The following is a 24,851-nucleotide window of genomic DNA, read 5'->3' on the forward strand; positions in this document are numbered from 1 at the left end:
AGGCAATGAATCAAGAGGTCATGAATCTCTTCAGTCCGGTCGTACAGCCGCAGGCTTTCGACCAGATCCAGATTTCTATTGCGAGCCCCGAGAAGATTCTGTCCTGGTCGTTCGGCGAGATCAAGAAGCCCGAGACGATCAACTATCGTACGTTCAAGCCGGAACGTGACGGTCTCTTCTGCGCGCGTATTTTCGGGCCGATCAAGGACTACGAGTGCTTGTGCGGCAAGTACAAGCGCATGAAGTACAAGGGCGTCATCTGCGAGAAGTGCGGCGTTGAAGTGACGCTGTCGCGCGTGCGCCGCGAGCGCATGGGCCATATCTCGCTGGCGGCTCCCGTCGCGCACATCTGGTTCCTCAAGTCGCTGCCGTCGCGCATCGGCCTGCTGATGGATATGACGCTCAAGGAACTGGAGCGCATCCTCTATTTCGAATCCTACATCGTTCTTGATGCCGGCCTGACGCCGCTCAAGGACCGCCAGCTCCTGTCCGAAGATGAATATCTGCGGGCGCAGGATGAGTATGGCCAGGACAACTTCACCGCTTCGATCGGCGCGGAAGCCATCCGCTCGATGCTGAAGGGGATGGACCTTGAGAAGATCGCGGCGCAGCTGCGCGTCGAGATCTCCGAAGCAACGACGGAACTGAAGCCGAAGAAGCTCGCCAAGCGTCTGAAGATCATCGAAGCCTTCATGCAGTCCGGCAACAAGCCGGAGTGGATGGTGCTGACGGAAGTTCCGGTCATTCCGCCGGATCTGCGTCCGCTCGTGCCGCTTGATGGTGGCCGTTTCGCGACCTCCGACCTCAACGATCTGTATCGCCGCGTCATCAACCGCAACAACCGCTTGAAGCGGCTGATCGAACTGCGTGCGCCCGACATCATCATCCGCAACGAAAAGCGCATGCTGCAGGAAGCTGTCGATGCGCTGTTCGACAACGGCCGTCGCGGCCGCGTCATCACCGGCGCCAACAAGCGTCCGCTGAAGTCGCTCGCCGATATGTTGAAGGGCAAGCAGGGCCGGTTCCGCCAGAACCTGCTCGGCAAGCGCGTCGACTATTCCGGCCGTTCGGTCATTGTCGTCGGTCCCGAATTGAAGCTGCATCAATGCGGCTTGCCGAAGAAGATGGCGCTCGAACTGTTCAAGCCGTTCATCTATTCGCGTCTCGACGCGAAGGGCTTCTCGGCAACCGTGAAGCAGGCGAAGAAGCTCGTCGAAAAAGAAAAGCCGGAAGTGTGGGATATCCTCGATGAGGTCATCCGCGAACATCCGGTGCTGTTGAACCGCGCCCCGACCCTGCATCGTCTTGGCATTCAGGCTTTCGAGCCGGTGTTGATCGAAGGCAAGGCGATCCAGCTACATCCGCTGGTCTGCGCCGCGTTCAACGCCGACTTCGACGGCGACCAGATGGCCGTGCACGTTCCGCTGTCGCTTGAAGCGCAGCTGGAAGCGCGCGTGCTGATGATGTCGACCAACAACATCCTGCATCCCGCCAACGGCCAGCCGATCATCGTGCCGTCGCAGGATATCGTGTTGGGTCTCTATTACCTGACCTTGATGCGCGACGGTGATGTCGGGCAGGGCATGGCGTTCAGCAACATGGCTGAAATCGAACATGCCATTGCAACGAAGGCCATCACGCTGCACACGAAGATCAAGGGGCGGGCCTGGACCTTCGATGCCAATGGCCAGCGCGTTTCGAAGGTGTTCGATACGACGCCAGGTCGCATGATCCTCGGCCAGCTGCTGCCGCACCACGTCAAGGTGCCTTTCGACGTCGCCAACAAGCTGATGACGAAGAAAGAAATCTCGGGGATGATCGACACCGTCTACCGCAACTGCGGTCAGAAGGAGACGGTGATCTTCTGCGATCGCATCATGGCGCTGGGCTTCCGCGAAGCCTTCAAGGCGGGCATTTCGTTCGGCAAGGACGACATGGTCGTGCCGGAGACGAAGCCGAAGATCATCGCCGACACGTCGGCTTTGGCGAAAGAGTACGAGCAGCAGTACAACGACGGCCTGATCACCCAGGGTGAGAAGTACAACAAGGTCGTCGATGCCTGGGCGAAGTGCACGGATAAGCTCGCTGAAGAGATGATGGCGCGCATCTCCACCGTCCAGAAGGACGAAACGGGACGCGACAAGCCGATCAACTCGATCTTCATGATGTCGCATTCAGGTGCGCGCGGTTCGCCGCAGCAGATGAAGCAGCTCGCCGCTATGCGCGGTCTGATGGCCAAGCCGTCAGGCGAGATCATCGAAAGCCCGATCATCTCGAACTTCAAGGAAGGTCTGACCGTTCTTGAATACTTCAACTCGACCCACGGCGCCCGTAAGGGTCTGGCCGACACCGCGTTGAAGACGGCGAACTCTGGTTATCTGACGCGTCGTCTCGTCGACGTTGCGCAGGATTCGATCATCACCTCCTTCGATTGCGGCTCGACGGGCGGCATTCGTATGCGGGCGATCATCGATGCCGGTCAGATCGTCGCGTCCTTGGCGACGCGTATTCTGGGCCGCACCACGGCCGAGGATCTGAAGGAGCTCGACGGCAAGATCATCGTGCCGGCTGGCGAGATGATTCAGGAATGGCATATCGATCGCATCAACGCTGCCGGTATTCAGGAAGTGAAGATCCGCTCGGTGCTGACCTGCGAAGCGACCAATGGTGTCTGCGGCAAGTGCTACGGACGCGATCTGGCGCGCGGGACGCCCGTCAATATGGGTGAAGCGGTCGGCGTCATCGCGGCGCAGTCGATCGGTGAGCCGGGCACGCAGCTGACGATGCGCACGTTCCACATCGGCGGCGCGGCGCAGATCGCCGATCAGTCGTTCATCGAGTCGAACTTCGATGGCACGGTGCGCGTGCGCAACCGTCATCTGGCTCGCAACGGCGATGGCGATCTGATGGTCATGGCGCGTAACGTCGCCATCGCGATTGTCGGCCCGGATGGCACCGAACGTGCCGTGCATCGCGTCCTGTATGGCGCGCGGCTGAAGGTCGACGAGGGTGATGTCGTCAAGCGCGGCCAGCGTATTGCCGAGTGGGATCCCTACACCCGTCCGATCCTCACGGAAGTGGATGGCGAGGTCGCGTTCGAAGATCTGGTCGAAGGCATGTCCATGTCGGAAACGGCGGACGAATCGACCGGTATCTCGAAGCGCATGGTCATGGACTGGCGCCTCAACCAGCGCTCGGCGACGCTCAAGCCCTCGATCATCATCAAGGGTAAGGACGGCAAGGTGGCCAAGCTGCTGCGTGGTGGCGATGCCCGCTACGCACTGCCGGTCGACTCGATCATCACCGCCGAACCAGGCGCGCCGATCAAGGCCGGCGACATCCTGGCGCGTATCTCGCTCGACTCGGCGAAAACCCGTGACATCACCGGCGGTCTGCCGCGTGTCGCGGAATTGTTCGAGGCACGCCGTCCGAAGGATCACGCGATCATCGCGGAGATCACCGGCACGGTGCAGTTCGGCCGCGACTACAAGAACAAGCAGCGCATCTCGATCATTCCGACCGAGGAAGGCGCTGAGCCGGTCGAATACCTGATCCCCAAGGGCAAGCACATCCATCTGCAGGATGGCGACGTTGTGGAGAAGGGCGACTATATCGTCGACGGCAACCCGGCGCCGCACGACATTCTGGCGATCAAGGGCGTGGAAGAGCTTGCAGCCTTCCTCGTCAACGAAATCCAGGAAGTCTACCGACTGCAGGGTGTGATGATCAACGACAAGCACATCGAGGTGATCGTTCGCCAGATGCTGCAGAAGATGGACGTCTCCGATCCTGGCGAGACGGACTTCCTGCCGGGCGACCAGGTCGACCGGCTCGAGTTCGAGGAAGCCAACGAGAAGGCTGTGGCCGAAGGCAGGAAGCCTGCCATCGGTACGGCGGTTCTGCTCGGCATCACCAAGGCGAGCCTGCAGACCCGCTCGTTCATCTCCGCCGCCTCCTTCCAGGAGACGACGCGCGTCCTCACCGAGGCCGCCGTCAACGGCAAGGTGGATACGCTCGAGGGCCTGAAGGAGAACGTCATCGTCGGCCGCCTGATTCCGGCCGGTACGGGCGCGGCGATGACCAAGCTGCGCACGATCGCAACGAATCGTGACGAGCTGATTCTTCAGCAGAAAGCCCAGTCGTCGGAAGGTGAACACGTGCAACTTCCCGCCGCCGAATAAGCGGATCGAAGCTGTAACCTGACTATCAAGGGCCGCCTTCGGGCGGCCCTTTCATTTGCAATCAGCGTCTTAGCAGGGGCAACACGGAACAGCGCGTCGCCAGAAAAACACGAGTCGATTCAATTACTTTTTAGCTTTGAAGGGGTTGACGACTCCATCGGTTGCGACTAATTTCCGGCCAATTCGACAGGCAGTAGTTTTGCATCGTTACGAACGCCTCGTTCCTAACACATTGAAACTAAACGCTGTTGGCCTCTACCGCGACCTTTAAAGTCACATCCTGAATCTCGTTTTTCGAGGGGATGGATTCACGGGGCAAGATCCGGGTTCGTCCTGGGTCCTCTGCCGAATTGCGCGCCGAAGCCTGTAGAGGGCTGAAGGCGTGAATTCGTTTTGCGTACGGTTTCGGCCGTGCGGAAGGCGGAATTGGGACTGAAAAACCCTTTTTCGTCAATGTTTTGGTTCAATTTTCGCTTGTCTGGAAAGGCGAAGGATGCCGACGATCAGCCAGTTGATCCGCAAACCGCGGCAACAGAAAGTGTACCGGGAAAAAGCGCGCCATCTGGCGCAGTGTCCGCAGAAGCGCGGCGTGTGCACGCGCGTCTATACGACGACCCCGAAGAAGCCGAACTCCGCCCTGCGCAAAGTCGCGAAGGTGCGTTTGACGAATGGCTTCGAGGTCATCGGTTATATCCCGGGCGAAGGGCATAACCTGCAGGAGCATTCGGTGGTCATGATCCGCGGCGGTCGCGTCAAGGATCTTCCGGGTGTCCGCTATCACATTCTGCGCGGCGTGCTCGACACGCAGGGCGTTAAGGATCGCAAGCAACGCCGTTCGAAATACGGCGCGAAGCGTCCGAAGTAAGGGGAATTTGCGATGTCGCGTCGTCACAGCGCCGAGAAGCGGGAAGTTATCCCCGATGCTAAGTTCGGTGATATTGTTCTCGCCAAGTTCATGAATTCGATCATGTACGAAGGCAAGAAGTCGGTGGCTGAAGCCATCGTCTATGGTGCTTTCGATCAGATTCAGGCGAAAGCCAAGGCTGATCCGATCGGTGTGTTTCGTTCCGCGCTCGACAATGTCGCGCCGGCGATCGAAGTGCGCTCGCGTCGCGTCGGTGGTGCCACCTACCAGGTGCCCGTCGAAGTGCGTCCGGAACGTCGTCAGGCGCTCGCTATCCGCTGGATCATTTCGGCGGCGCGTGATCGCAACGACAAGACGATGGAAGATCGTCTGTCGGCCGAACTGATGGATGCCGCCAACAATCGCGGTAACGCGGTTAAGAAGCGCGAAGACACGCACCGGATGGCGGAAGCCAACCGAGCTTTCGCTCATTATCGCTGGTAGTTGAACGGCTCGCGCCGACGAGGACAAGACAATGCCCCGCCAATATCCTCTGGAAGATTATCGTAACTTCGGCATCATGGCTCACATCGATGCCGGTAAGACGACGACGACCGAGCGGATTCTGTATTACACCGGCAAGAGCCACAAGATCGGCGAAGTGCACGATGGCGCTGCGACCATGGATTTCATGGAGCAGGAGCAGGAGCGCGGCATTACGATCACGTCTGCCGCGACGACCGCTATCTGGAATAACAAGCGCCTGAACATCATCGACACCCCCGGCCACGTCGACTTCACCATCGAAGTCGAGCGTTCGCTGCGTGTGCTCGACGGCGCGGTGTGCGTGCTCGACTCCAACCAAGGTGTTGAGCCGCAGACGGAAACCGTTTGGCGCCAGGGCGACAAGTATAAAGTGCCGCGTATCGTCTTCGCCAACAAGATGGATAAGACTGGCGCGGATTTCTACAAGTGCCTCGACGACATCAAGGTTCGTCTCGGCGCGCGCCCGATTGCCATCCAGCTGCCGATCGGTGCTGAGGCCGAATACAAGGGCCTCGTCGATCTCGTGCGCATGCGCGCCATCGTCTGGGAAGAAGAGCAGCTCGGCGCCAAGTTCAACGAAATCGATATTCCTGCCGATCTCGTCGACAAGGCACTCGAGTATCGCAACATGCTCCTTGAAGCCGCCGTCGAACTCGACGACGCCGTCATGGAAGCTTATCTCGATGGCAAAGAGCCGGATGAAGCGACCTTGAAGCGGATGATCCGCAAGGCCGTTCTGACCGGCGCCTTCTATCCGGTGCTGTGCGGCTCGGCGTTCAAGAACAAGGGCGTGCAGCCGCTGCTCGACGCAGTTGTCGATTATCTGCCGTCGCCGATCGATCGCGGCGCGATCAAGGGCATCGACTATAAGACCGGCGAAGAGACCGATCGTAAGCCGAGCGATGATCAGCCGTTGTCCGTCCTGGCGTTTAAAATCATGGACGATCCGTACGGCATTCTGACCTTCGCACGTGTTTATTCGGGCACGCTGGTGAAGGGGCAGGCTTTGCTCAATTCGACGCGTGACAAGAACGAGCGCGTCGGCCGCATGGTGCTTATGCATGCCAACAATCGCGAAGAAATCGCCGAGGCTTATGCCGGCGACATCGTCGCGCTGGTCGGCATGAAGGATACGCGCACGGGCGAGACCCTGTGCGATCCGAACAAGGCAGTCATTCTCGAGAAGATGGAATTCCCGGACCCGGTCATCGAGCAGGCTGTTGAGCCTAAGACGAAGGCCGACCAGGAAAAGATGACCACGGCGCTTCTCAAGCTCGCCAACGAAGATCCGTCGTTCCGCGTGACGACTGACCAGGAATCTGGCCAGACGATCATCAAGGGCATGGGCGAACTGCATCTTGACATTAAGGTCGACATTCTCAAGCGCACCCACAAGGTGGAAGTGAATGTCGGCGCCCCGCAGGTTGCTTATCGCGAGAGAGCGACCCGCGACGTCGAATACGACTACGTGCACAAGAAGCAGTCGGGCGGTTCCGGTCAGTTCGCGCGCATCAAGTTCGTGCTCGGCCCCAATGAAGTGGGCAAGGGGACGGAATTCGAGTCGAAGATCATCGGCGGCGCGGTGCCGAAGGAATACATCCCGGGCGTTGAGAAGGGCTTCAAGTCCGTTCTCGGTGCGGGCGTGGTTGCCGGCTTCCCGGTGGTCGATATCAAGATGTCGCTGGTTGACGGCGCCTATCATGACGTTGACTCCTCCGTGCTGGCCTTCGAAATCGCGGCCCGTCAGGGCACGCGCGAAGCGCTGCAGAAGGCGGGTTGCGTGTTGCTCGAGCCGGTCATGAAGGTCGAGGTGGTGACGCCGGAAGAACACACCGGTTATGTCATCGGCGATCTCAACTCCCGCCGTGGCCAGATCCAGGGCCAGGACATGCGCGGCAACGCGGTTGTGGTGAATGCCATGGTGCCGCTCGCCAATATGTTCGGCTACGTGTCGAACCTGCGTTCGGGTACGCAGGGGCGCGCCAGCTACACGATGCAGTTTGATCATTACGCGGAAGTGCCGCGTAACGAAGCCGAAAAGATCCAGGCGAAGTACGCCTAACACAGTCAACGAACACGATAGGTTTGTAAGGAGCTCCGCGATGGCGAAGGAAAAATTTGAACGGAACAAGCCGCATTGTAACATCGGCACGATTGGTCACGTTGACCATGGCAAGACGTCGTTGACGGCAGCGATCACGAAGGTTCTGGCCGAGAGCGGCGGAGCGAAGTTCACGGCGTATGATCAGATCGACAAGGCGCCGGAAGAAAAGGCGCGTGGCATCACGATCTCGACGGCGCATGTCGAATACGAGACGAAGAACCGCCACTACGCCCACGTCGATTGCCCGGGCCACGCCGACTATGTGAAGAACATGATCACGGGCGCGGCGCAGATGGACGGCGCGATCCTGGTCGTGTCGGCCTCCGACGGCCCGATGCCGCAGACCCGCGAGCACATCCTGCTGGCGCGCCAGGTCGGCGTTCCCGCGCTGGTCGTGTTCATGAACAAGGTCGACCTTGTTGATGATCCGGAACTGATCGACCTGGTCGAAATGGAAGTGCGCGAACTGTTGTCGAAGTACGACTTCCCGGGCGACGACATTCCGATCACCAAGGGTTCGGCGAAATGCGCGCTGGACAACACCAACCCGGAAATCGGCCATGACGCCGTTCTGGCGCTGATGCAGACGGTTGACGACTACATTCCGCAGCCGGAGCGTCCGATCGACCAGCCGTTCCTGATGCCGGTTGAAGACGTGTTCTCGATCTCGGGTCGTGGCACGGTGGTGACCGGTCGCGTCGAGCGCGGCATCGTGAAGGTTGGCGAAGAAGTCGAAATCGTCGGTCTGAAGGACACCGTGAAGACGATCGTGACGGGCGTCGAAATGTTCCGCAAGCTGCTCGACTCGGGGCAGGCTGGCGACAACGTCGGCTGCTTGCTGCGCGGCACGAAGCGCGAAGACGTCGAGCGCGGCCAGGTGCTGTGCAAGCCGGGTTCGGTGAAGCCGCACACGAAGTTCAAGGCCGAAGCCTACATCCTGACGAAGGATGAAGGTGGTCGCCATACGCCGTTCTTCACGAACTACCGTCCGCAGTTCTATTTCCGCACGACGGACGTGACGGGCATCGTGACGCTGCCGGAAGGCACGGAAATGGTGATGCCGGGCGATAACGTGACGATGGACGTGGCGCTGATCGTTCCGATCGCGATGGAAGAGAAGCTGCGCTTCGCCATCCGTGAAGGCGGCCGCACCGTTGGCGCCGGCGTCGTCGCCAGCATCGTCGAGTAATAAAGGTTTTCGCCGCGGCGTCGCGAGACGCCGCGGAGAGTTCCGGGGGCCTCAATGCAGGCCTGCTGTCCCGGTTGTTTTGAGAGAAGCGCCGGGACTGACGGCTGCAAAGGAATGAGAAGATGAACGGCCAAAATATCCGCATACGCCTTAAGGCGTTTGATCACCGGATTCTCGATACGTCGACGAAAGAAATCGTTTCGACGGCGAAGCGGACCGGCGCGCAAGTGCGCGGCCCGATCCCGCTGCCGACGCAGATCGAGAAGTTCACGGTCAACCGTTCGCCGCACGTCGACAAGAAGTCGCGCGAACAGTTCGAAATTCGTACCCACAAGCGCGTCCTCGACATTGTCGATCCGACGCCGCAGACGGTCGATGCACTCATGAAACTCGACCTCGCGGCCGGTGTGGACGTCGAGATCAAGCTCTAAGGTTAAACCGGGCACCTCTTCAAGAAATGTGCCCTTAAGGACAAGAACAATGCGTTCAGGTGTCATTGCACAGAAGGTCGGCATGACCCGCGTCTTTACAGACGCAGGCGAACATGTGCCGGTCACGGTTCTCAAGCTCGACGGCTGTCAGGTCGTCGCGCATCGGACCAAGGATCAGAACGGCTATACCGCCGTGCAGCTCGGCTTCGGCCGCGCCAAGGTGAAGAATGTTCCGAAGGCGGAGCGCGAGCGCTTTGCCCGCGCGCAGGTCGAGCCGAAGATGAAGCTCGCCGAATTCCGCGTGCCGGAAGAGCAGCTGATCCCGGTTGGTGCGGAGATCACCGCCGATCATTTCGTTGCCGGCCAGTACGTGGACGTCAGCGGCACGACGATCGGTAAGGGCTTCGCCGGTCCGATGAAGCGTTGGAACTTCGCCGGTCTGCGTGCCACCCACGGCGTGTCTGTCTCGCACCGTTCGCACGGTTCGACCGGTCAGCGTCAGGATCCGGGCAAGACCTTCAAGCAGAAGAAAATGGCCGGCCATCTCGGCGCCGAGCGCGTGACGACGCAGAACCTGCGGGTTGTGCAGACGGACGTTGCTCGCGGCCTCGTGCTGGTTGAAGGCGCCGTCCCGGGCCATGCCGGCGGTTACATCTATCTGCGTGACGCGGTGAAGAAGCCGCTGCCGAAGGATGCGCCGCAGCCAGGCAAGTTCAAGCTGCCGGAAGCAGCCCCCGGCGAAGAAAAGAAGGAGGGCTGAGCCGTGAAAATCGACATTCTGTCCATCGACGGCGCCCAGTCCGGCTCGATCGAGCTCAACGACGAAATTTTCGGTCTTGAGCCGCGTGCTGACCTGATCGCTCGCATGATCCGCTACCAGCTGGCGGCGCGTCGCGCCGGTACGCATGCGGTGAAGAACCGTGCGGACATCAACCGCACGACCAAGAAGATGTACAAGCAGAAGGGCACGGGCGGCGCTCGCCACGGCTCAATGCGCGTGCCGCAGTTCCGCGGTGGTGGTCGCGCCTTCGGCCCGGTCGTTCGCAGCCATGCGCATGATCTGCCCAAGAAGGTCCGTGCCCTGGCCCTGCGTCATGCTCTGTCGCAGAAGATGCGCGACGGCGGCGTGGTGATCTGGCAGTCGGCTGATATCGCTGAAGCGAAGACCAAGGCGCTCGCCGCGTCCTTCGCCAAGGCCGGCCTCAACTCGGCTTTGATCATCGACGGCACCGAGCCGCAGCAGAACTTCTGCCTGGCGGCCCGCAACATCCCGAACATCGACGTGCTGCCCGTGCAGGGCATCAACGTCTACGACATTTTCCGCCGTGAGAAGCTGGTGCTGACCAAGGCGGCGATCGAGGCGCTGGAGGCGCGATTCAAATGAGCCAGGCAGCGCGTTTCGCCGATGCTCGCCACTACGACGTGATCTTGTCGCCGGTTATTACCGAAAAAGCGACGATGGCGTCCGAGCAGAACAAGGTGGTCTTCAAGGTCCGCAAGGAAGCCACGAAGATCGAGATCAAGCTCGCAGTCGAGCGGCTTTTCGACGTCAAGGTCGAAAGCGTGAATACCAATGTCCGCAAGGGCAAGAATCGCGTATTCCGCGGCCGCCGCGGCACGCAGAGCGACGTCAAGCGCGCCGTTGTGACCCTCGCCGAGGGCCACCGGATCGACGTGACGACCGGTCTGTGAGCGGAAAAGGATTGGATCGATGGCACTGAAATCATTCAAGCCCGTCACGCCTAGCCTGCGCCAGCTGGTGATCGTTGACCGCTCTGACCTCTGGAAGGGCAAGCCGGTCAAGACACTGACGGAAGGCAAGTCGCAGAAGGGCGGTCGCAACAACCACGGTCGCATCACGGTGCGGTTCCGCGGCGGTGGCCACAAGCAGACATACCGTCTCGTCGACTTCAAGCGTCGCAAGCTTGACGTCGCGGCGAAAGTCGAGCGGTTGGAATATGATCCCAACCGCACGGCGTTCATCGCGCTGATCAAGTATGCGGACGGCGAGCTGTCTTACATCTTGGCGCCGCAGCGCCTGGCGCCGGGCGATGAAGTCATCTCCGGCAAGCAGGTCGACGTGAAGCCCGGCAATGCGATGCCGCTGTCGAACATCCCGGTGGGCACGATCGTGCACAACATCGAGATGAAGATCGGCAAGGGTGGTGTTCTGGCCCGTTCGGCTGGCACCTACGCGCAGATCGTCGGCCGCGACCAGGGCATGGTGATCATGCGCCTGAACTCGGGCGAGCAGCGTTTGGTTCACGGCCAGTGCTTCGCCACGATCGGCGCGGTGTCGAACCCGGACCACATGAACATCAACCTCGGCAAGGCGGGTCGTAACCGTTGGCTCGGCCAGCGTCCGCATAACCGCGGCGTTGTCATGAACCCGGTCGACCATCCGCACGGCGGTGGTGAAGGCCGTACCTCAGGTGGTCGTCACCCGGTGACCCCGTGGGGCAAGCCCACCAAGGGTAAGAAGACCCGTTCGAATAAGTCGACGGATAAGTTCATCGTGACCTCGCGTCACAAGAGCAAGAAGAAGGGCTAAGCCATGACGCGTTCGATCTGGAAAGGTCCGTTCGTCGACGGCTATCTGCTCAAGAAGGCAGAAACGTCGCGCGCCTCCGGCCGCTCCGAAGTTATCAAGATCTGGAGCCGCCGCTCCACGATCCTGCCGCAGTTCGTCGGTCTGACGTTCGGCGTCCATAACGGCCACAAGCATATCCCCGTGAACATCAACGAGGACATGATCGGTCACAAGTTCGGCGAGTTCTCGCCGACCCGTACTTTCCATGGCCACGCCGCCGATAAGAAGGCGAAGAGAGGCTGATATGTCGAAGCCGAAAATGGAACGTAAGCTCGGCGAGAACGAGGCCAAAGCGGTGGCGCGCATGCTGCGCGTCAGCCCGCAGAAGCTGAACCTCGTTGCCCAGCTCATCCGCGGCAAGAAGGTCGAGACGGCGCTTGCCGATCTTGAGTTTTCGCGTAAGCGGATCTCCGTCGAAGTTCGTAAGGCGCTGCAGAGCGCGATTGCGAACGCCGAAAACAATCATTCGCTCGATGTGGACGATCTGGTCGTCTCAGAGGCGCATGTTGGCAAGGCCATGGTCATGAAGCGCTTTCATGCCCGTGCTCGTGGTCGCGCCGGCAGCATCGAGAAGGCCTTCTCGAACCTGACGATCGTGGTTCGCGAAGTTCCTAGCGAAGCGAAGGCCTGAGGAGAGAACGATGGGTCAGAAAGTCAATCCGGTCGGTCTGCGTCTCGGCATTAACCGCACCTGGGATTCGCGTTGGTTCGCAGGGCGTGGCGAGTACGCCAAGCTGCTGCACGAGGACCTTGCCATCCGCGCGGCGCTGATGAAGGCGCTGAAGCAGGCTGCGGTCTCGAAGATCATCATTGAACGCCCGCATAAGAAGTGTCGCGTGACGATCCACTCCGCCCGTCCGGGCGTGGTGATCGGCAAGAAGGGCGCCGATATCGACAAAATCCGTAAGTTGGTGTCTAAGCTGACCGAATCGGAAGTCGTCATCAACATCGTCGAAGTGCGCAAGCCTGAGATCGATGCAACCTTGGTGGCGGATTCGATCGCTCAGCAGCTCGAGCGCCGTGTTGCCTTCCGCCGCGCCATGAAACGCGCTGTGCAGTCGGCGATGCGTCTGGGCGCCCAGGGCATCCGGATCAATTGCTCGGGCCGTCTTGGCGGTGCTGAAATCGCTCGTCTCGAGTGGTATCGCGAAGGCCGCGTGCCGTTGCATACGCTGCGCGCCGACGTGGATTACGGCGTTGCTACCGCGCATACGGCTTACGGCACGTGCGGTATCAAGGTCTGGATCTTCAAAGGCGAGATCCTCGAGCACGATCCGATGGCGCAGGATAAGCGTCAGAGCGAACTGGATGCCGGTGGTGGTGGCGGTGAACGCCGTCCGCGTCGGGAAGGTCGTGAGGGCCGCGAAGGCCGCAATAACCGCGACGCTGCGTAAGCGCCGGACGGACATCGAGAGCTTTAGTCATGTTGCAACCCAAGCGCACCAAATTTAGAAAGGCCTTCAAAGGCCGCATCCATGGCAATGCCAAGGGTGGCTTCGAACTCAATTTCGGCCAATTTGGCTTGAAAGCTCTTGAGCCGGAGCGTATTACCGCGCGTCAGATCGAGGCGGCCCGCCGCGCGATGACTCGCCACATGCGCCGTGCTGGCCGCGTGTGGATCCGCATTTTCCCGGACGTGCCCGTGTCGAAGAAGCCGACCGAAGTGCGCATGGGTAAAGGCAAGGGCGCGCCGGAATTCTGGGCCGCGCGCGTCGCGCCGGGCCGTATCATGTTCGAGATCGACGGCGTCCCCGCTGATCTCGCCCGTGAGGCGATGACTCTTGCGGCGGCCAAGCTGCCGATCAAGACGCGCTTCGTGCAGCGCATTGCCGAATAAGGGGAACGAGATGAAAACGAATCAACGCGTCTCCGATCTTCGCGCGATGACCGAGGATCAGTTGGTCGACGAAGTGATGAAGCTGAAGAAGGAGCAGTTCAACCTGCGCTTTCAGCGCGCTACCGGGCAGCTCGACAATACGTCGCGCGTCCAGGTCGTTCGCCGTGACATCGCCCGCGCCAAGACTCTAGCGGCGCAAAAGCGCAGCGCCGCAAAGTAAGGACATACGAGATGCCGAAGCGAATTCTCCAAGGCGTCGTCGTGAGCGACAAGCAGGCTAAGACGGTTGTCGTCAAGGTCGAGCGCCGTTTCACGCACCCGCTGCTCAAGAAGACCGTGCGCCGCACTAAGCACTACCATGCGCACGATGAGAATAAGGCTTACAAGGTCGGCGATACCGTCTCCATCGTGGAGTCGAAGCCGATTTCGAAGCTGAAGCGTTGGGCCGTTGTGGAAGCGGCGCCAAAAGCTTAAACGACTGGTCGAGGGAGCTTTGGCTCCCTTCAGGCGTAGTCCGGGGCAGGCAGCTGGTCCGGAAACCGATCTGAGAAGGAAGGCTTGAAGCCATGATTCAGATGCAGACCGCCCTCGATGTGGCGGATAATTCAGGTGCACGACGTGTAATGTGCATCAAGGTGCTCGGCGGTTCAAAACGCCGTTACGCCGGTGTTGGCGACATCATCGTCGTCTCCATCAAGGAAGCCATTCCGCGCGGTCGCGTGAAGAAGGGCGACGTGATGAAGGCGGTTGTCGTTCGTACAGCCAAGGACATCAAGCGCGCCGACGGTTCGGTGATCCGCTTTGATTCCAACGCCGCCGTTCTGATCAACAATCAGAGCGAGCCGGTCGGGACCCGTATCTTCGGGCCGGTTCCGCGCGAGCTTCGCGCCAAGAACCACATGAAGATCATCTCGCTCGCGCCGGAGGTGTTGTAATGGCCGCTAAGATCAAGAAGGGCGACAAGGTCGTTCTGCTCGCCGGTCGCGACAAGGGGCGTTCGGGCGAAGTCGTGCGCGTGATGCCGACCGAAGAGCGCGCCATCGTGCGTGGCGTCAACATGGTTCGTCGTCATCAGCGTCAGACCCAGACCCAGGAAGGCGGCATCATCTCGAAGGAAGCCTCCGTCCATCTGTCCAACCTCGCCGTGGCTGATCCGAAGGACGGCAAGCCGACGCGCGTTGCGTTCAAGATTCTCGACGACGGCCGCAAGGTTCGTGTCGCCAAGCGTTCCGGAGAAACGATCGATGGCTGAAGCTACGACCGAGAAGCCCGCCAAGGGCAAGGCGAAGCGCGGCGAAGCCGCAGCTCCCGCCAACCTGGCGACGGCTGAATCGCTGGCAGTGCCGAAAGGCTATCTGCCGCGCATGCGCAAGCATTACGACGAAGTCGTACGCAAGCAGATGATCGAGGAATTCGGCTATAAGAATCCCCTCGAAGTGCCGACGATCGAGAAGATCGTCATCAACATGGGCGTTGGCGATGCCGTCAACGACACCAAGAAGGTGACGACCGCTGCGGGCGATCTGGCGCTGATTTCCGGTCAGAAGCCGGTGGTGACCAAGGCTCGTAAGGCGATCTCGACCTTTAAGCTGCGCGAGAACATGCCGATCGGCGCCAAGGTGACTTTGCGCAAGACGCGGATGTATGAGTTTCTGGACCGTCTGGTGACGATCGCGCTGCCGCGCATTCGTGACTTTCGCGGCCTGAATCCGAAGTCGTTCGATGGCAATGGCAACTATGCCATGGGCATCAAGGAACACCTGGTGTTCCCGGAGATCGACTACGACAAGATCGACTCGGTTATTGGCATGGACGTGATTGTCTGCACGACGGCCAAGACCGACGACGAGGCGCGCGCCCTGTTGCGCGCATTTAACTTCCCGTTCCGGCAGTGAGGCCTGGGAAATCCCTTTCGGGTCTCAAACGCGGAATCAAGAGGTAGGCTCATGGCAAAGAAGAGCGCAGTACAGAATCAGAAGCGCAAGGAAAGGCTGGTCAAGAAGTTCGCTGGCCGGCGTGCGCGTCTGAAGGAAATCGTGAATGATGAATCCCTCAGCATTGAGGAGCGTTTTGACGCTTCTCTCAAGCTGGCGCAGGTGCCGCGTAATTCGTCGGCAACGCGTTTGCGCAATCGCTGTGAAGTGACGGGCCGTCCGCGTGCTTTCCATCGCAAGATGAAGATGTCGCGTATCGCCGTTCGGGAACTAGGCTCCAAGGGCCTGATCCCCGGACTCGTCAAGTCGAGCTGGTAAGGGAGCGAGATCATGAATGATCCTTTGGGCGATATGCTCACCCGTATCCGTAACGCACAGATGCGTCGCAAGGGCTCGGTCAATACGCCGGGTTCGCGCTTGCGCGCTAACGTGCTGGAAGTCCTCAAGGATGAGGGCTATATCCGCGGTTATTCGTCCACCGATTACGGCAATGGCCGTTCGGAGTTCGAAATCGAACTGAAGTACTACGAAGGCGAGCCTGTGATCCGTCAGATCCAGCGCGTCTCCAAGCCCGGTCGGCGTGTTTACGCCGCCGTTTCGCAGATGCCCCGCGTCGCCAACGGCCTCGGCATCACCATTGTTTCGACTCCGAAGGGCGTCATGGCCGATCATTCTGCTCGCGAGCAGAACGTCGGCGGTGAAGTGCTCTGCCGGGTCTTCTGAGCGAGGACGGATCAACATGTCTCGTGTCGGCAAGAAGCCCGTCACCATCCCGTCCGGCGTCACCGCGAAGGTCGATGGCCAGAACGTCGCCGTCAAAGGCGCCAAGGGCGAACTGAAGTTCGCGGCTCCTCCGGAGATCGCTGTTACCCTCGATGGTAGCGCGATCAAGGTCGATCCGCGTGGCAATTCCAAGCGTGACCGTGCCATGTGGGGCATGTCGCGCGCCATGATCGCCAATCTGGTGACCGGCGTGACCAATGGTTTCGAGAAGAAGCTCGAAATCACCGGCGTCGGTTACAAGGCGGCCGTGGTTGGCAAGACCCTGCAGCTGTCGCTTGGCTACAGCCACGACGTCAACTATCCGATCCCCGCTGGCATCGCGATCGTGACGCCGCGTCCGACCGAAGTGGCGATCTCGGGTATCGATCGTCGTCAGGTTGGCCAGGTTGCCGCTGAAATCCGCTCGCTGCGTGGTCCGGAGCCCTATAAGGGCAAGGGCATCAAATACGCTGGCGAATTCATCTTCCGCAAGGAAGGCAAGAAGAAGTAAGGAGACGCAGCGATGGCGAATACCAATCAGGTCGCCGCCCGCCGCAAGGCGCGCGTCCGCCGCTCGATCCGTGCCCGGGCTTATGGCAAGCCGCGTTTGTCCGTGCATCGCACGTCCAAGCAGATCTATGCGCAGATCATCGACGACGAGAAGGGTGCGACGCTCGTCGCGGCCTCTTCGCTCGAAAAGGATCAGCGTTCGGCTCTCAAGACCGGTGCGAACGTGGATGCCGCTAAGGCGATCGGCAAGTTGATTGCCGAGCGCGCCAGCAAGGCGGGCATCAAGGAAGTCGTGTTCGATCGCGGCTCCTATATGTTTCACGGCCGCGTCAAGGCGCTGGCCGAAGGGGCGCGCGAAGGCGGCCTCGACTTCTAAGTGTTTCCCGCGCCAGGTGGTGCGGGCGATCCCAGCGAGCGGTTCAATGAGAACCGCGCAAGTGACGGAAAGAGAATATGGCAAGAGATTCTGAAGGCGGTGGCCGCCGCGATCGCGATGACCGCGATAGCGAGTTCGTCGACCGTTTGGTGCACATCAACCGCGTCGCCAAAGTGGTGAAGGGCGGCCGTCGTTTCGGCTTCGCCGCGCTGGTTGTTGTCGGCGACCAGAAGGGCCGGGTCGGTTTTGGCCACGGCAAGGCGCGTGAAGTGCCGGAAGCTATCCGCAAGGCGACGGAAGCCGCCAAGCGTGGCCTGATCCGCGTGCCGCTGCGCGAAGGTCGTACTCTGCATCATGACGTGCGTGGCCGCCACGGTGCGGGTCGCGTTGTCGTGCGTGCCGCTCCGGCTGGTACCGGCATCATCGCCGGCGGTCCGATGCGCGCTGTTTTCGAGACGCTCGGTGTGCATGACGTTGTCGCCAAGTCGCAGGGGTCGTCAAACCCCTACAACATGGTGCGCGCCACGTTCGATGCGCTGAAGCATGAAGATTCGCCGCGCACTGTTGCCGCGCGCCGCAATCTGAAGGTTTCGGTTCTGCAGTCGCGTCGCCAAGGCGTCGACGCCGACGCAACTGACGCGTGAGGAGGGCAGTCACATGGCAAACTCTTCCAGCAAGCAAATCACGCTCGAACAGCTTAAGAGCCCGATTGGGCGTCCGCTCGAACAGCGCGCGACTTTGAAGGGCCTCGGCCTGAATAAGATCGGCCGTCGCTCTTCGGTTGAGGACACTCCGGCTGTTCGCGGCATGGTCGCAAAAGTTGCGCACCTCGTGCGCGTCGTCGACGGCAAGTAAGGAGTCCGGGCGATGAAACTCAACGACATTCGGGACAATCCCGGTTCCTCTCAGGAACGCACCCGCGTCGGCCGTGGTATCGGTTCCGGCAAGGGCAAGCAGGCCGGCCGCGGCGGCAAAGGCCAGACCGCACGTTCAGGCGTGCGTATCAAGGGCTTCGAAGGTGGTCAGATGCCGCTGCATCGGCGCCTGCCGAAGCGCGGCTTCACGGCTCCGTTCAGCACTGATTACAACGAGGTCAACGTTGGCCGCGTGCAGCAGGCTATCGAAGCTGGCAAGCTCGATGGCGCCAAGACGGTGACCCTCGAGGCGCTGATCGCGGCGGGCGTTTGCTCGAAGGCGCGTGACGGTGTGAAGCTGCTCGGCAGCGGCGAATTGAAGGCGAAAGTGGCCTTCGAAGTGGCCGCTGCGTCGAAGTCCGCCATTGCGGCCATCGAAAAGGCGGGCGGCAGCGTTAAGCTCTTGAACGAAGCCCCGGCCGAAGGCGCTTGATCCGCAGTTTTGCGGGCTTTTCAATCAAGCTCAGAACCGCCATATGAGTTCGGACGGGGCGTAAGGTTAAGGCCTTTCGCCCCGTTCCCGTGTTCTAGGGTAGATCACGTTTCGATCGAAACGCGATTTGCCGAGAATCTCGAGTTTGACGCGTCTTCATTGCGTTTGGCGATTCCGCCAAACTTTGAAACGCTATAGAGACAAATGCATTTCGACGCCTGTCCTGGCGTCATCGGAGCGAAAATATGGCATCGGCAGCCGAACAGCTCGCAGCCTCCATCAACTTTTCGGCCATCGGCAAGGCCGAGGAACTGAAAAAGCGAATCTGGTTCACCCTCGGCGCGCTGATTATTTATCGGCTCGGCACGTATATCCCGCTACCCGGCATTGATCCGGTCGCTTTCGAACAGAGCTTCACTGGCCGCCAGCAAGGCGTGTTGGAACTGTTCAATATGTTTGCCGGTGGCGCTGTGCAGCGCATGGCTATCTTCGCTCTTAACATCATGCCTTATATTTCGGCATCGATCATTCTGCAGCTTCTGACGTCAGTCGTACCCTCGTTCGAGGCGCTGAAGAAAGAAGGCGAGCAGGGCCGTAAGGTTATCAATCAATACACGCGCTATCTGACGGTGGTGCTGGCGGTTTTCCAGGCCTGGGGTATTTCCATCGGTCTGCAAGGGCAGGAGGGCGTGGTCGCCCATCCCGGTCTGTTCTTCCAGATCTCGACGGTGATTTCGCTGGTCGGCGGCACCATGTTCCTGATGTGGATTGGTGAGCAGATCACCGCGCGCGGCATTGGCAACGGTTCTTCGCTCATCATCTTCGCCGGTATCGTCGCGGCTTTCCCATCGGCCATCGTTTCGACCTTGGAATTGGGTCGGCAGGGCGCTTTGAACACCGGCCTGATCATCTTCGTGATCTTGATGGCGCTGCTCGTCACCGCGTTCATCGTCTTCATGGAGCGGGCGCAGCGCCGGTTGCTCATCACCTATCCGAAGCGTCAGGTCGGCAACCGCATGTACGAAGGTCAGACTTCGTTCCTGCCGCTGAAAATCAACACCGCCGGTGTCATCCCGCCGATCTTCGCCTCGTCGCTGCTGTTGCTGCCAACGACCTTGGCGAATTTTTCAACGCCGGACGCAACCGGCTGGCTGGCGACGGTCAATGCTTATTTTGCCCATGGCCGGCCGCTCTACATGCTGTGCTATATCGGCCTGATCGTGTTCTTTGCCTTCTTCTATACCGCCGTCGTGTTCAATCCGACCGAGACCGCGGACAATCTGAAGAAGCATGGTGGCTTCATTCCGGGCATCCGGCCGGGCGAGCGCACCGCTCAATATATCGACGAAGTGCTGACTCGAATCACGGTGATCGGCGCCGCCTATCTCGCGGCTATCTGCCTGTTACCTGAAATGCTTATTTCCTACGCAGCGCTGCCGTTCTATTTCGGTGGAACGTCGCTCCTGATTGTCGTCAGCGTGACGATGGATACAGTGGCGCATATCCACGGACATTTGCAGGCTCAACAATATGAGGGCCTGGTGAAGAAGGCGAAGCTGCGGGGTAGAAGGCGATGAGATTGATTCTGCTTGGTCCGCCTGGAGCCGGTAAAGGCACGCAGGCTGAGCGGTTGATGAAAAAGCACGGAATCCCGCAGCTCTCGACAGGAGATATGCTGCGGGCGGCCGTGAAAGCGGGGACGCCGGTTGGCCTGAAGGCTAAGGCCCTCATGGATGCGGGCAGTCTGGTGCCCGACGAGATCGTGGTCGGCATCATTGCCGATCGGCTGAATGATGACGATGCTCACAAGGGCTTCATTCTTGACGGCTTTCCGCGCACGGTCGCGCAAGCCGAGGCGCTCGACAAAATGTTGGCGCAAAAGGATATGGCCCTCGATAGCATTGTTGAGCTGAAGGTTGACGAGGCCGCTTTGCTGGCCCGGATCGAAAAGCGGGCTCGGGAGACCGAGGCAGCGGGTGGCACGGTGCGCGCCGACGACAATCCGGCAGCCTTTAAGATCCGGCTGGACGCCTATCGCGATCTGACGGCTCCGGTTTCGGCCTATTATGCCAGTCATGGTGCGTTGAAGGTCGTCGACGGTATGGCCGCTATCGACAGTGTGTCGCAGGCGATCGACGAGGCCCTGTCGGCCAAGGCTTAGTCTGTCTGGCATAACCCGGTTTCCGGGCTTGACAGCCGGCTTTTTGCGTTGACGAGGGCGCTCATAGTCCTTATATGAGCGCTATCATCGAAACCGAATGGTCCGGTGGCCTCTGGCATGAGGCTGCGGGACCGTTTGCACGTTGGAATCCCCTGCATGGGCCGGCCTCCACCGGACGCAGGATAACCCAGTGCCAGCTACGGCTGGCCGATATGGAGAGAGCAATGGCGCGTATCGCCGGTGTAAATATTCCCACGAACAAGCGTGTTATCATCGCGCTGCAGTACATTCACGGTATTGGCGCCAAGAACGCCGGTGAGATCTGCGAGAAGGTCGGTATCCCGGCCGAGCGTCGCGTGTCGCAGCTGACCGACGCGGAAGTGCTCCAGATTCGTGAAACCATCGACCGCGATTACATGGTCGAAGGCGATCTGCGTCGTGAAGTGGCCGTCAACATCAAGCGCTTGATGGATCTGGGTTGCTATCGCGGTCTGCGTCATCGTCGCCAGCTGCCGGTTCGTGGCCAGCGCACGCACACCAACGCCCGCACCCGTAAGGGCAAGGCGAAGCCAATCGCCGGCAAGAAGAAGTAATTTCGTTTTAGCGGCGCCTTTCACGGCGCCGCTTTTTGCCGGTTTACGCCGGCCAACATTGAGCCCTAGCGCCTGGAATCACGGGCGCGCCAGAAGGACAGAGAGTATCCATGGCTAAAGAAGCAACGCGCGTTCGTCGTCGTGAACGCAAGAATATCGCGTCGGGTGTTGCCCACGTGAATTCCACTTTTAACAACACCATGATCACCATCTCGGACGCGCAGGGCAACACGATCGCCTGGTCGTCGGCCGGCACGATGGGGTTCAAGGGGTCGCGTAAGTCGACTCCCTATGCCGCGCAGATGGCGGCCGAAGATGTGGCGCGCAAGGCCTCTGAACACGGCGTGCGCACCGTGGAAGTCGAAGTGTCTGGTCCGGGCTCCGGCCGTGAATCGGCTCTGCGCGCTCTGCAGGCCGCTGGCTTCACCGTCACCTCGATCCGTGACGTGACGCCGATCCCGCATAACGGCTGCCGCCCGCGCAAGCGTCGCCGCGTCTGATTCCAATCTGGCTGCGCCACCGACGGGTGGCGCGGTCTTATTCCCGACACCGTGAGGCCATGGTCGACGGACCGATATGCCCACGGGCCATAGAAAGGCGCAGTCGTGATTCAGAAGAACTGGCAAGAACTCATTAAGCCGACCAAGCTCGACGTGACGCTCGGTGATGATCCGAAGCGTTTCGCGACGGTCGTTGCCGAACCGCTGGAACGCGGCTTCGGTTTGACGCTCGGCAATGCCCTGCGTCGCATTCTGCTGTCGTCGCTCCAGGGCGCGGCCATCAGCTCCGTCCACATCGACGGCGTGCTGCACGAATTCTCTTCGATCCCCGGCGTGCGCGAAGACGTGACCGACATCGTCCTCAACATCAAGGACATTGCCGTCAAGATGCAGGCCGACGGCCCGAAGCGCATGATCCTGAAGAAGCAGGGTCCGGGTGCTGTGACCGCTGGCGACATCACGCTGACCGGCGACGTCCAGGTGCTCAATCCTGAGCTGGTGATCTGCACGCTCGACGAGGGCGCGGAGATCCGCATGGAATTCACCATCAGCGGTGGCAAGGGCTATGTCCCGGCCGACCGCAACCGCGCCGAGGATTCGCCGATCGGTCTCATTCCGGTCGATAGCCTGTACTCGCCGGTTCGCAAGGTCAGCTATCGCGTCGAAAACACCCGCGAAGGTCAGATCCTCGACTACGACAAGCTGACGATGACGATCGAGACCAACGGCGCCATCAACCCGGAAGATTCACTGGCCTATGCCGCGCGCATCTTGCAGGACCAGCTGAATGTCTTCGTGAACTTCGACGAGCCGAAGCGCGAAGAAGCGGCTCCGTCGATTCCGGAGCTGGCGTTCAACCCGGCGCTGCTCAAGAAGGTCGACGAGCTCGAGCTTTCGGTGCGTTCGGCCAACTGTCTCAAGAACGACAACATCGTCTACATCGGCGACCTCATCCAGAAGTCGGAAGGCGAGATGCTGCGGACGCCGAACTTCGGCCGCAAGTCGCTCAACGAGATCAAGGAAGTGCTGGCGCAGATGGGCCTGCACCTCGGCATGGAAGTGCCGGGCTGGCCGCCGGAAAACATCGAAGAGCTCGCCAAGCGCTTCGAAGAACATTACTGATCCCTCTCCACGCAAAGGGCGTGGGGCATAAGGAACGGCCGACCCTTGGCACGGCGGCCGTAAAAACGAAGGAGTAAGCCATGTATCACGGACGCGCTAAGCGCCGCTTCAACCGGACGGCCGAACACCGCAAGGCGATGTTCGCCAATATGTGCCAGGCGCTCATCAAGCATGAGCAGATCGTCACCACGCTGCCGAAGGCTAAGGACTTGCGTCCGGTCGTCGAGAAGCTGGTCACGCTCGGCAAGCGGGGCGACCTGCATGCCCGCCGCCAGGCGATTTCGCAGATGAAGGATGTCGAACTCGTCAAGAAGCTCTTTGACGTGCTCGGCCCGCGCTACAAGGCCCGTAACGGCGGCTATACGCGCGTCCTGAAGGCCGGTTTCCGCTATGGCGACAATGCGCCGATGGCTGTGATCGAATTCGTCGATCGTGATCCCGATGCACGCGGCAAGGACTCCGGTCCGGTCGAGGGCACGCGTGAGAACGCGACGGCGGCTGCCTGATCCAAGTCGATATTGAAGTCGACATGATTTGAGAGAGCGGCCGCTGGCCGCTCTTTTCATTTGAGGAGCGAGCGATGCTGATCAGGCCAGCGCAGTCGAGTGATCAGGCCGATATCTGGCGCATCCTCCAACCGGTCATCCGGGCCGGCGAGACCTATGCTTTGCCGCGCGACATGAGCGAGGCTGATGCCTTGGCCTATTGGCTCAGCGCTGATCGCAAAACCTTTGTAGCGGAAGACGAGGGCGCCATTGTCGGCACCTACTATCTGCGCGCCAATCAGATGGGCGGCGGCGCCCATGTCGCCAATTGCGGCTATGTCACCGATGCTCAAGCGACAGGGCGGGGGATCGCCCGGCGCATGTGCGAACATTCACTGCAGCAGGGGCTGGATCTTGGCTTCCGCGCCATGCAGTTCAACTGTGTGGTCAGCACCAATGCAGGCGCGGTGCGCCTCTGGCACGCCATGGGTTTTGAAACCGTGGGGCGTTTGCCAGGTGCGTTCTCTCATCCGCTTCATGGTTTTGTCGACGCACTTGTGATGTTCCGTGCGTTGTGAACGTCGGGTCGCGATGCGATGATCTCGCTTCGGAGGGACCTGATGAAATTTGTGATCGCTTTCCTATCGGTCCTGTTCGCGCAGGCGGTGATGGCACAACCCGTTTCAACCCAGAGATTGCATGAGGCGGTGACGCGCGGCGACACCAAGGCAATCGCTGCTGCGCTCGACAGCGGGACGGCGGTTGATGCGGTCGATCGCAACGGCCAGACAGCGCTACTGCTTGCCGTTGCTGCCGGGAAAACCGAGGCGGCACGTCTGCTGTTGCAGCGTGGCGCCAACGTCAACGCGCAGGCGGCCAATCAGGATACGCCATGGCTGTTGGCCGGCGCTTTGGGCCGCACTGCCATTCTGGAGCTTATGCTGTCGCACAAGCCGGATCTGTCGCTGCGCAATCGCTTTGGCGGCAGCGCCCTGATCCCGGCTTGCGAGCGGGGTCATGTCGAAACAATCCGTCTTCTCACGACAAAATCTGGTATCGATGTAAACCACGTCAACAATCTCGGATGGACCTGCCTGCTTGAGATCGTGATCCTGGGCGATGGCGGGCCGCGGCATGTGGAGGCGACGCGCCTTGTTGTTGCGGCCGGGGCTAACGTCAATCTGGCCGACCGGGACGGTGTGACCCCACTGACCCATGCCCAACGCCGGGGCCAGACCGTCGTGGCGCAGGTGCTGGCGGCGGCTGGGGCCAAATAGAACCGTTAAGTAGCACCTTCGAGCCCGAACCTTCTTCCTTCCAAGGGAACGCATTTTGCGGC

At 60.4% G+C, this 24,851-nt stretch carries 34 protein-coding genes; all 34 read left to right on the top strand.

Translation table 11 applies throughout. From position 1 onward, the window contains the following. The first annotated feature begins 5 nt into the window (after positions 1 to 5). Positions 6 to 4,181, top strand: coding sequence for a DNA-directed RNA polymerase subunit beta' (rpoC, locus tag BLW50_RS03385; protein WP_090697384.1), 4,176 nt, complete (start codon positions 6 to 8; stop codon positions 4,179 to 4,181). A 493-nt stretch (positions 4,182 to 4,674) separates the two neighbouring features. Continuing rightward, positions 4,675 to 5,046 carry a 30S ribosomal protein S12 gene (gene rpsL / locus BLW50_RS03390; protein ID WP_090697389.1) on the top strand — a complete coding sequence of 124 codons (372 nt, stop codon included), beginning with the start codon at positions 4,675 to 4,677 and terminating at the stop codon, positions 5,044 to 5,046. A 12-nt stretch (positions 5,047 to 5,058) separates the two neighbouring features. Next, complete coding sequence (gene rpsG, locus BLW50_RS03395) at positions 5,059 to 5,529, top strand: 30S ribosomal protein S7 (RefSeq protein ID WP_090697392.1); 471 nt, start codon at positions 5,059 to 5,061, stop codon at positions 5,527 to 5,529. Positions 5,530 to 5,560: 31 nt separating this feature from the next. Further along, a complete protein-coding gene (gene fusA / locus BLW50_RS03400) occupies positions 5,561 to 7,633 on the top strand; it encodes an elongation factor G (protein ID WP_090697395.1) in 2,073 nt (690 codons plus the stop codon). Positions 7,634 to 7,673: 40 nt separating this feature from the next. Beyond that, positions 7,674 to 8,864 (top strand): elongation factor Tu, encoded by a 1,191-nt coding sequence (tuf, locus tag BLW50_RS03405; RefSeq protein ID WP_090697328.1) that lies wholly within the window; start codon positions 7,674 to 7,676, stop codon positions 8,862 to 8,864. 122 nt (positions 8,865 to 8,986) lie between these two features. Beyond that, positions 8,987 to 9,295: a 30S ribosomal protein S10 gene (rpsJ, locus tag BLW50_RS03410; protein WP_090697401.1), complete on the top strand. Its 309-nt coding sequence runs from the start codon at positions 8,987 to 8,989 to the stop codon at positions 9,293 to 9,295. A gap of 49 nt (positions 9,296 to 9,344) precedes the next feature. Continuing rightward, positions 9,345 to 10,055: a 50S ribosomal protein L3 gene (gene rplC / locus BLW50_RS03415; protein WP_090697405.1), complete on the top strand. Its 711-nt coding sequence runs from the start codon at positions 9,345 to 9,347 to the stop codon at positions 10,053 to 10,055. 3 nt (positions 10,056 to 10,058) lie between these two features. Beyond that, positions 10,059 to 10,679 (top strand): 50S ribosomal protein L4, encoded by a 621-nt coding sequence (rplD, locus tag BLW50_RS03420; protein ID WP_090697409.1) that lies wholly within the window; start codon positions 10,059 to 10,061, stop codon positions 10,677 to 10,679. Next, positions 10,676 to 10,987, top strand: a complete 312-nt coding sequence (locus tag BLW50_RS03425) for a 50S ribosomal protein L23 (protein WP_090697412.1) — start codon at positions 10,676 to 10,678, stop codon at positions 10,985 to 10,987. Before rplD ends, BLW50_RS03425 begins: the two co-directional genes overlap by 4 nt. Before the next feature lie 19 nt (positions 10,988 to 11,006). Then, the gene (gene rplB, locus BLW50_RS03430; protein ID WP_090697414.1) at positions 11,007 to 11,846 is read left to right on the top strand and encodes a 50S ribosomal protein L2; all 840 of its coding nucleotides are present in this window, start codon (positions 11,007 to 11,009) and stop codon (positions 11,844 to 11,846) included. A gap of 3 nt (positions 11,847 to 11,849) precedes the next feature. Continuing rightward, entirely contained in the window at positions 11,850 to 12,128 is a 279-nt protein-coding gene (gene rpsS, locus BLW50_RS03435) for a 30S ribosomal protein S19 (protein ID WP_090697418.1), read from the top strand. 1 nt (position 12,129) lies between these two features. Then, on the top strand, positions 12,130 to 12,516 hold the full coding sequence (rplV, locus tag BLW50_RS03440; protein WP_090697422.1) for a 50S ribosomal protein L22: 387 nt from the start codon (positions 12,130 to 12,132) through the stop codon (positions 12,514 to 12,516). Positions 12,517 to 12,526: 10 nt separating this feature from the next. Beyond that, positions 12,527 to 13,279: a 30S ribosomal protein S3 gene (rpsC, locus tag BLW50_RS03445; RefSeq protein ID WP_090697427.1), complete on the top strand. Its 753-nt coding sequence runs from the start codon at positions 12,527 to 12,529 to the stop codon at positions 13,277 to 13,279. Positions 13,280 to 13,308: 29 nt separating this feature from the next. Next, a complete protein-coding gene (rplP, locus tag BLW50_RS03450) occupies positions 13,309 to 13,722 on the top strand; it encodes a 50S ribosomal protein L16 (RefSeq protein ID WP_090697430.1) in 414 nt (137 codons plus the stop codon). 10 nt (positions 13,723 to 13,732) lie between these two features. Continuing rightward, positions 13,733 to 13,942: a 50S ribosomal protein L29 gene (rpmC, locus tag BLW50_RS03455; RefSeq protein ID WP_090697433.1), complete on the top strand. Its 210-nt coding sequence runs from the start codon at positions 13,733 to 13,735 to the stop codon at positions 13,940 to 13,942. An 11-nt stretch (positions 13,943 to 13,953) separates the two neighbouring features. Further along, the gene (gene rpsQ / locus BLW50_RS03460) at positions 13,954 to 14,196 is read left to right on the top strand and encodes a 30S ribosomal protein S17 (protein ID WP_090697435.1); all 243 of its coding nucleotides are present in this window, start codon (positions 13,954 to 13,956) and stop codon (positions 14,194 to 14,196) included. Between the two features lie 92 nt (positions 14,197 to 14,288). Beyond that, positions 14,289 to 14,657: a 50S ribosomal protein L14 gene (gene rplN, locus BLW50_RS03465; RefSeq protein ID WP_090697438.1), complete on the top strand. Its 369-nt coding sequence runs from the start codon at positions 14,289 to 14,291 to the stop codon at positions 14,655 to 14,657. Next, on the top strand, positions 14,657 to 14,974 hold the full coding sequence (rplX, locus tag BLW50_RS03470) for a 50S ribosomal protein L24 (RefSeq protein WP_090697441.1): 318 nt from the start codon (positions 14,657 to 14,659) through the stop codon (positions 14,972 to 14,974). The genes rplN and rplX overlap by 1 nt, the downstream gene beginning before the upstream one ends. Positions 14,975 to 15,086: 112 nt before the next feature. Then, the gene (gene rplE, locus BLW50_RS03475; protein ID WP_244544438.1) at positions 15,087 to 15,617 is read left to right on the top strand and encodes a 50S ribosomal protein L5; all 531 of its coding nucleotides are present in this window, start codon (positions 15,087 to 15,089) and stop codon (positions 15,615 to 15,617) included. A 51-nt stretch (positions 15,618 to 15,668) separates the two neighbouring features. After that, positions 15,669 to 15,974: a 30S ribosomal protein S14 gene (rpsN, locus tag BLW50_RS03480; protein WP_090697447.1), complete on the top strand. Its 306-nt coding sequence runs from the start codon at positions 15,669 to 15,671 to the stop codon at positions 15,972 to 15,974. A 12-nt stretch (positions 15,975 to 15,986) separates the two neighbouring features. Continuing rightward, positions 15,987 to 16,379: a 30S ribosomal protein S8 gene (gene rpsH / locus BLW50_RS03485; RefSeq protein WP_090697451.1), complete on the top strand. Its 393-nt coding sequence runs from the start codon at positions 15,987 to 15,989 to the stop codon at positions 16,377 to 16,379. 16 nt (positions 16,380 to 16,395) lie between these two features. Continuing rightward, positions 16,396 to 16,929, top strand: coding sequence for a 50S ribosomal protein L6 (gene rplF / locus BLW50_RS03490; protein ID WP_090697454.1), 534 nt, complete (start codon positions 16,396 to 16,398; stop codon positions 16,927 to 16,929). Positions 16,930 to 16,941: 12 nt separating this feature from the next. Next, complete coding sequence (rplR, locus tag BLW50_RS03495) at positions 16,942 to 17,304, top strand: 50S ribosomal protein L18 (RefSeq protein ID WP_090697458.1); 363 nt, start codon at positions 16,942 to 16,944, stop codon at positions 17,302 to 17,304. A gap of 77 nt (positions 17,305 to 17,381) precedes the next feature. Then, on the top strand, positions 17,382 to 17,948 hold the full coding sequence (rpsE, locus tag BLW50_RS03500) for a 30S ribosomal protein S5 (RefSeq protein ID WP_090697460.1): 567 nt from the start codon (positions 17,382 to 17,384) through the stop codon (positions 17,946 to 17,948). A gap of 13 nt (positions 17,949 to 17,961) precedes the next feature. Beyond that, a complete protein-coding gene (gene rpmD, locus BLW50_RS03505; RefSeq protein ID WP_090697463.1) occupies positions 17,962 to 18,159 on the top strand; it encodes a 50S ribosomal protein L30 in 198 nt (65 codons plus the stop codon). A 12-nt stretch (positions 18,160 to 18,171) separates the two neighbouring features. Then, positions 18,172 to 18,651: a 50S ribosomal protein L15 gene (gene rplO / locus BLW50_RS03510; protein WP_090697465.1), complete on the top strand. Its 480-nt coding sequence runs from the start codon at positions 18,172 to 18,174 to the stop codon at positions 18,649 to 18,651. A 245-nt stretch (positions 18,652 to 18,896) separates the two neighbouring features. Next, entirely contained in the window at positions 18,897 to 20,228 is a 1,332-nt protein-coding gene (secY, locus tag BLW50_RS03515; protein WP_090697468.1) for a preprotein translocase subunit SecY, read from the top strand. Further along, on the top strand, positions 20,225 to 20,812 hold the full coding sequence (locus BLW50_RS03520) for an adenylate kinase (RefSeq protein ID WP_090697472.1): 588 nt from the start codon (positions 20,225 to 20,227) through the stop codon (positions 20,810 to 20,812). The genes secY and BLW50_RS03520 overlap by 4 nt, the downstream gene beginning before the upstream one ends. Positions 20,813 to 21,036: 224 nt before the next feature. Then, on the top strand, positions 21,037 to 21,405 hold the full coding sequence (gene rpsM, locus BLW50_RS03525; protein WP_090697475.1) for a 30S ribosomal protein S13: 369 nt from the start codon (positions 21,037 to 21,039) through the stop codon (positions 21,403 to 21,405). Between the two features lie 110 nt (positions 21,406 to 21,515). After that, positions 21,516 to 21,905 (top strand): 30S ribosomal protein S11, encoded by a 390-nt coding sequence (gene rpsK / locus BLW50_RS03530; protein WP_090697479.1) that lies wholly within the window; start codon positions 21,516 to 21,518, stop codon positions 21,903 to 21,905. A gap of 105 nt (positions 21,906 to 22,010) precedes the next feature. Next, entirely contained in the window at positions 22,011 to 23,027 is a 1,017-nt protein-coding gene (locus tag BLW50_RS03535; RefSeq protein ID WP_090697483.1) for a DNA-directed RNA polymerase subunit alpha, read from the top strand. An 80-nt stretch (positions 23,028 to 23,107) separates the two neighbouring features. Beyond that, a complete protein-coding gene (gene rplQ, locus BLW50_RS03540) occupies positions 23,108 to 23,533 on the top strand; it encodes a 50S ribosomal protein L17 (protein WP_090697487.1) in 426 nt (141 codons plus the stop codon). 74 nt (positions 23,534 to 23,607) lie between these two features. Next, positions 23,608 to 24,090: a GNAT family N-acetyltransferase gene (locus BLW50_RS03545; protein ID WP_090697491.1), complete on the top strand. Its 483-nt coding sequence runs from the start codon at positions 23,608 to 23,610 to the stop codon at positions 24,088 to 24,090. Positions 24,091 to 24,132: 42 nt separating this feature from the next. Further along, the gene (locus BLW50_RS03550; RefSeq protein WP_210186027.1) at positions 24,133 to 24,789 is read left to right on the top strand and encodes an ankyrin repeat domain-containing protein; all 657 of its coding nucleotides are present in this window, start codon (positions 24,133 to 24,135) and stop codon (positions 24,787 to 24,789) included. Positions 24,790 to 24,851 lie beyond the last annotated feature (62 nt).

Origin of the sequence: Beijerinckia sp. 28-YEA-48 (genome assembly GCF_900104955.1) — a bacterium.
In the GTDB taxonomy this organism is placed as follows: Bacteria; Pseudomonadota; Alphaproteobacteria; order Rhizobiales; family Beijerinckiaceae; genus Terripilifer.

Bases quoted from the DNA above. Each gene is read 5' to 3' on its own strand.
- rplX (WP_090697441.1), top strand. From the start codon at position 14,657: ATGGCCGCTAAGATCAAGAAGGGCGACAAGGTCGTTCTGCTCGCCGGT.
- tuf (WP_090697328.1), top strand. From the start codon at position 7,674: ATGGCGAAGGAAAAATTTGAACGGAACAAGCCGCATTGTAACATCGGC.
- rpmD (WP_090697463.1), top strand. From the start codon at position 17,962: ATGGCAAACTCTTCCAGCAAGCAAATCACGCTCGAACAGCTTAAGAGC.
- rpsM (WP_090697475.1), top strand. From the start codon at position 21,037: ATGGCGCGTATCGCCGGTGTAAATATTCCCACGAACAAGCGTGTTATC.
- rplO (WP_090697465.1), top strand. From the start codon at position 18,172: ATGAAACTCAACGACATTCGGGACAATCCCGGTTCCTCTCAGGAACGC.
- rpsL (WP_090697389.1), top strand. From the start codon at position 4,675: ATGCCGACGATCAGCCAGTTGATCCGCAAACCGCGGCAACAGAAAGTG.
- BLW50_RS03425 (WP_090697412.1), top strand. From the start codon at position 10,676: ATGAGCCAGGCAGCGCGTTTCGCCGATGCTCGCCACTACGACGTGATC.
- rplC (WP_090697405.1), top strand. From the start codon at position 9,345: ATGCGTTCAGGTGTCATTGCACAGAAGGTCGGCATGACCCGCGTCTTT.
- rpsH (WP_090697451.1), top strand. From the start codon at position 15,987: ATGAATGATCCTTTGGGCGATATGCTCACCCGTATCCGTAACGCACAG.
- rplQ (WP_090697487.1), top strand. From the start codon at position 23,108: ATGTATCACGGACGCGCTAAGCGCCGCTTCAACCGGACGGCCGAACAC.
- rpsG (WP_090697392.1), top strand. From the start codon at position 5,059: ATGTCGCGTCGTCACAGCGCCGAGAAGCGGGAAGTTATCCCCGATGCT.
- rplB (WP_090697414.1), top strand. From the start codon at position 11,007: ATGGCACTGAAATCATTCAAGCCCGTCACGCCTAGCCTGCGCCAGCTG.
- rplN (WP_090697438.1), top strand. From the start codon at position 14,289: ATGATTCAGATGCAGACCGCCCTCGATGTGGCGGATAATTCAGGTGCA.
- rpoC (WP_090697384.1), top strand. From the start codon at position 6: ATGAATCAAGAGGTCATGAATCTCTTCAGTCCGGTCGTACAGCCGCAG.
- rpsC (WP_090697427.1), top strand. From the start codon at position 12,527: ATGGGTCAGAAAGTCAATCCGGTCGGTCTGCGTCTCGGCATTAACCGC.
- secY (WP_090697468.1), top strand. From the start codon at position 18,897: ATGGCATCGGCAGCCGAACAGCTCGCAGCCTCCATCAACTTTTCGGCC.
- rpsE (WP_090697460.1), top strand. From the start codon at position 17,382: ATGGCAAGAGATTCTGAAGGCGGTGGCCGCCGCGATCGCGATGACCGC.
- rplV (WP_090697422.1), top strand. From the start codon at position 12,130: ATGTCGAAGCCGAAAATGGAACGTAAGCTCGGCGAGAACGAGGCCAAA.
- BLW50_RS03520 (WP_090697472.1), top strand. From the start codon at position 20,225: ATGAGATTGATTCTGCTTGGTCCGCCTGGAGCCGGTAAAGGCACGCAG.
- rpsQ (WP_090697435.1), top strand. From the start codon at position 13,954: ATGCCGAAGCGAATTCTCCAAGGCGTCGTCGTGAGCGACAAGCAGGCT.
- rplP (WP_090697430.1), top strand. From the start codon at position 13,309: ATGTTGCAACCCAAGCGCACCAAATTTAGAAAGGCCTTCAAAGGCCGC.
- rplR (WP_090697458.1), top strand. From the start codon at position 16,942: ATGGCGAATACCAATCAGGTCGCCGCCCGCCGCAAGGCGCGCGTCCGC.
- rplE (WP_244544438.1), top strand. From the start codon at position 15,087: ATGCGCAAGCATTACGACGAAGTCGTACGCAAGCAGATGATCGAGGAA.
- BLW50_RS03550 (WP_210186027.1), top strand. From the start codon at position 24,133: ATGAAATTTGTGATCGCTTTCCTATCGGTCCTGTTCGCGCAGGCGGTG.
- BLW50_RS03545 (WP_090697491.1), top strand. From the start codon at position 23,608: ATGCTGATCAGGCCAGCGCAGTCGAGTGATCAGGCCGATATCTGGCGC.
- rpsK (WP_090697479.1), top strand. From the start codon at position 21,516: ATGGCTAAAGAAGCAACGCGCGTTCGTCGTCGTGAACGCAAGAATATC.
- rplF (WP_090697454.1), top strand. From the start codon at position 16,396: ATGTCTCGTGTCGGCAAGAAGCCCGTCACCATCCCGTCCGGCGTCACC.
- rpsN (WP_090697447.1), top strand. From the start codon at position 15,669: ATGGCAAAGAAGAGCGCAGTACAGAATCAGAAGCGCAAGGAAAGGCTG.
- rpsJ (WP_090697401.1), top strand. From the start codon at position 8,987: ATGAACGGCCAAAATATCCGCATACGCCTTAAGGCGTTTGATCACCGG.
- rpsS (WP_090697418.1), top strand. From the start codon at position 11,850: ATGACGCGTTCGATCTGGAAAGGTCCGTTCGTCGACGGCTATCTGCTC.
- fusA (WP_090697395.1), top strand. From the start codon at position 5,561: ATGCCCCGCCAATATCCTCTGGAAGATTATCGTAACTTCGGCATCATG.
- rpmC (WP_090697433.1), top strand. From the start codon at position 13,733: ATGAAAACGAATCAACGCGTCTCCGATCTTCGCGCGATGACCGAGGAT.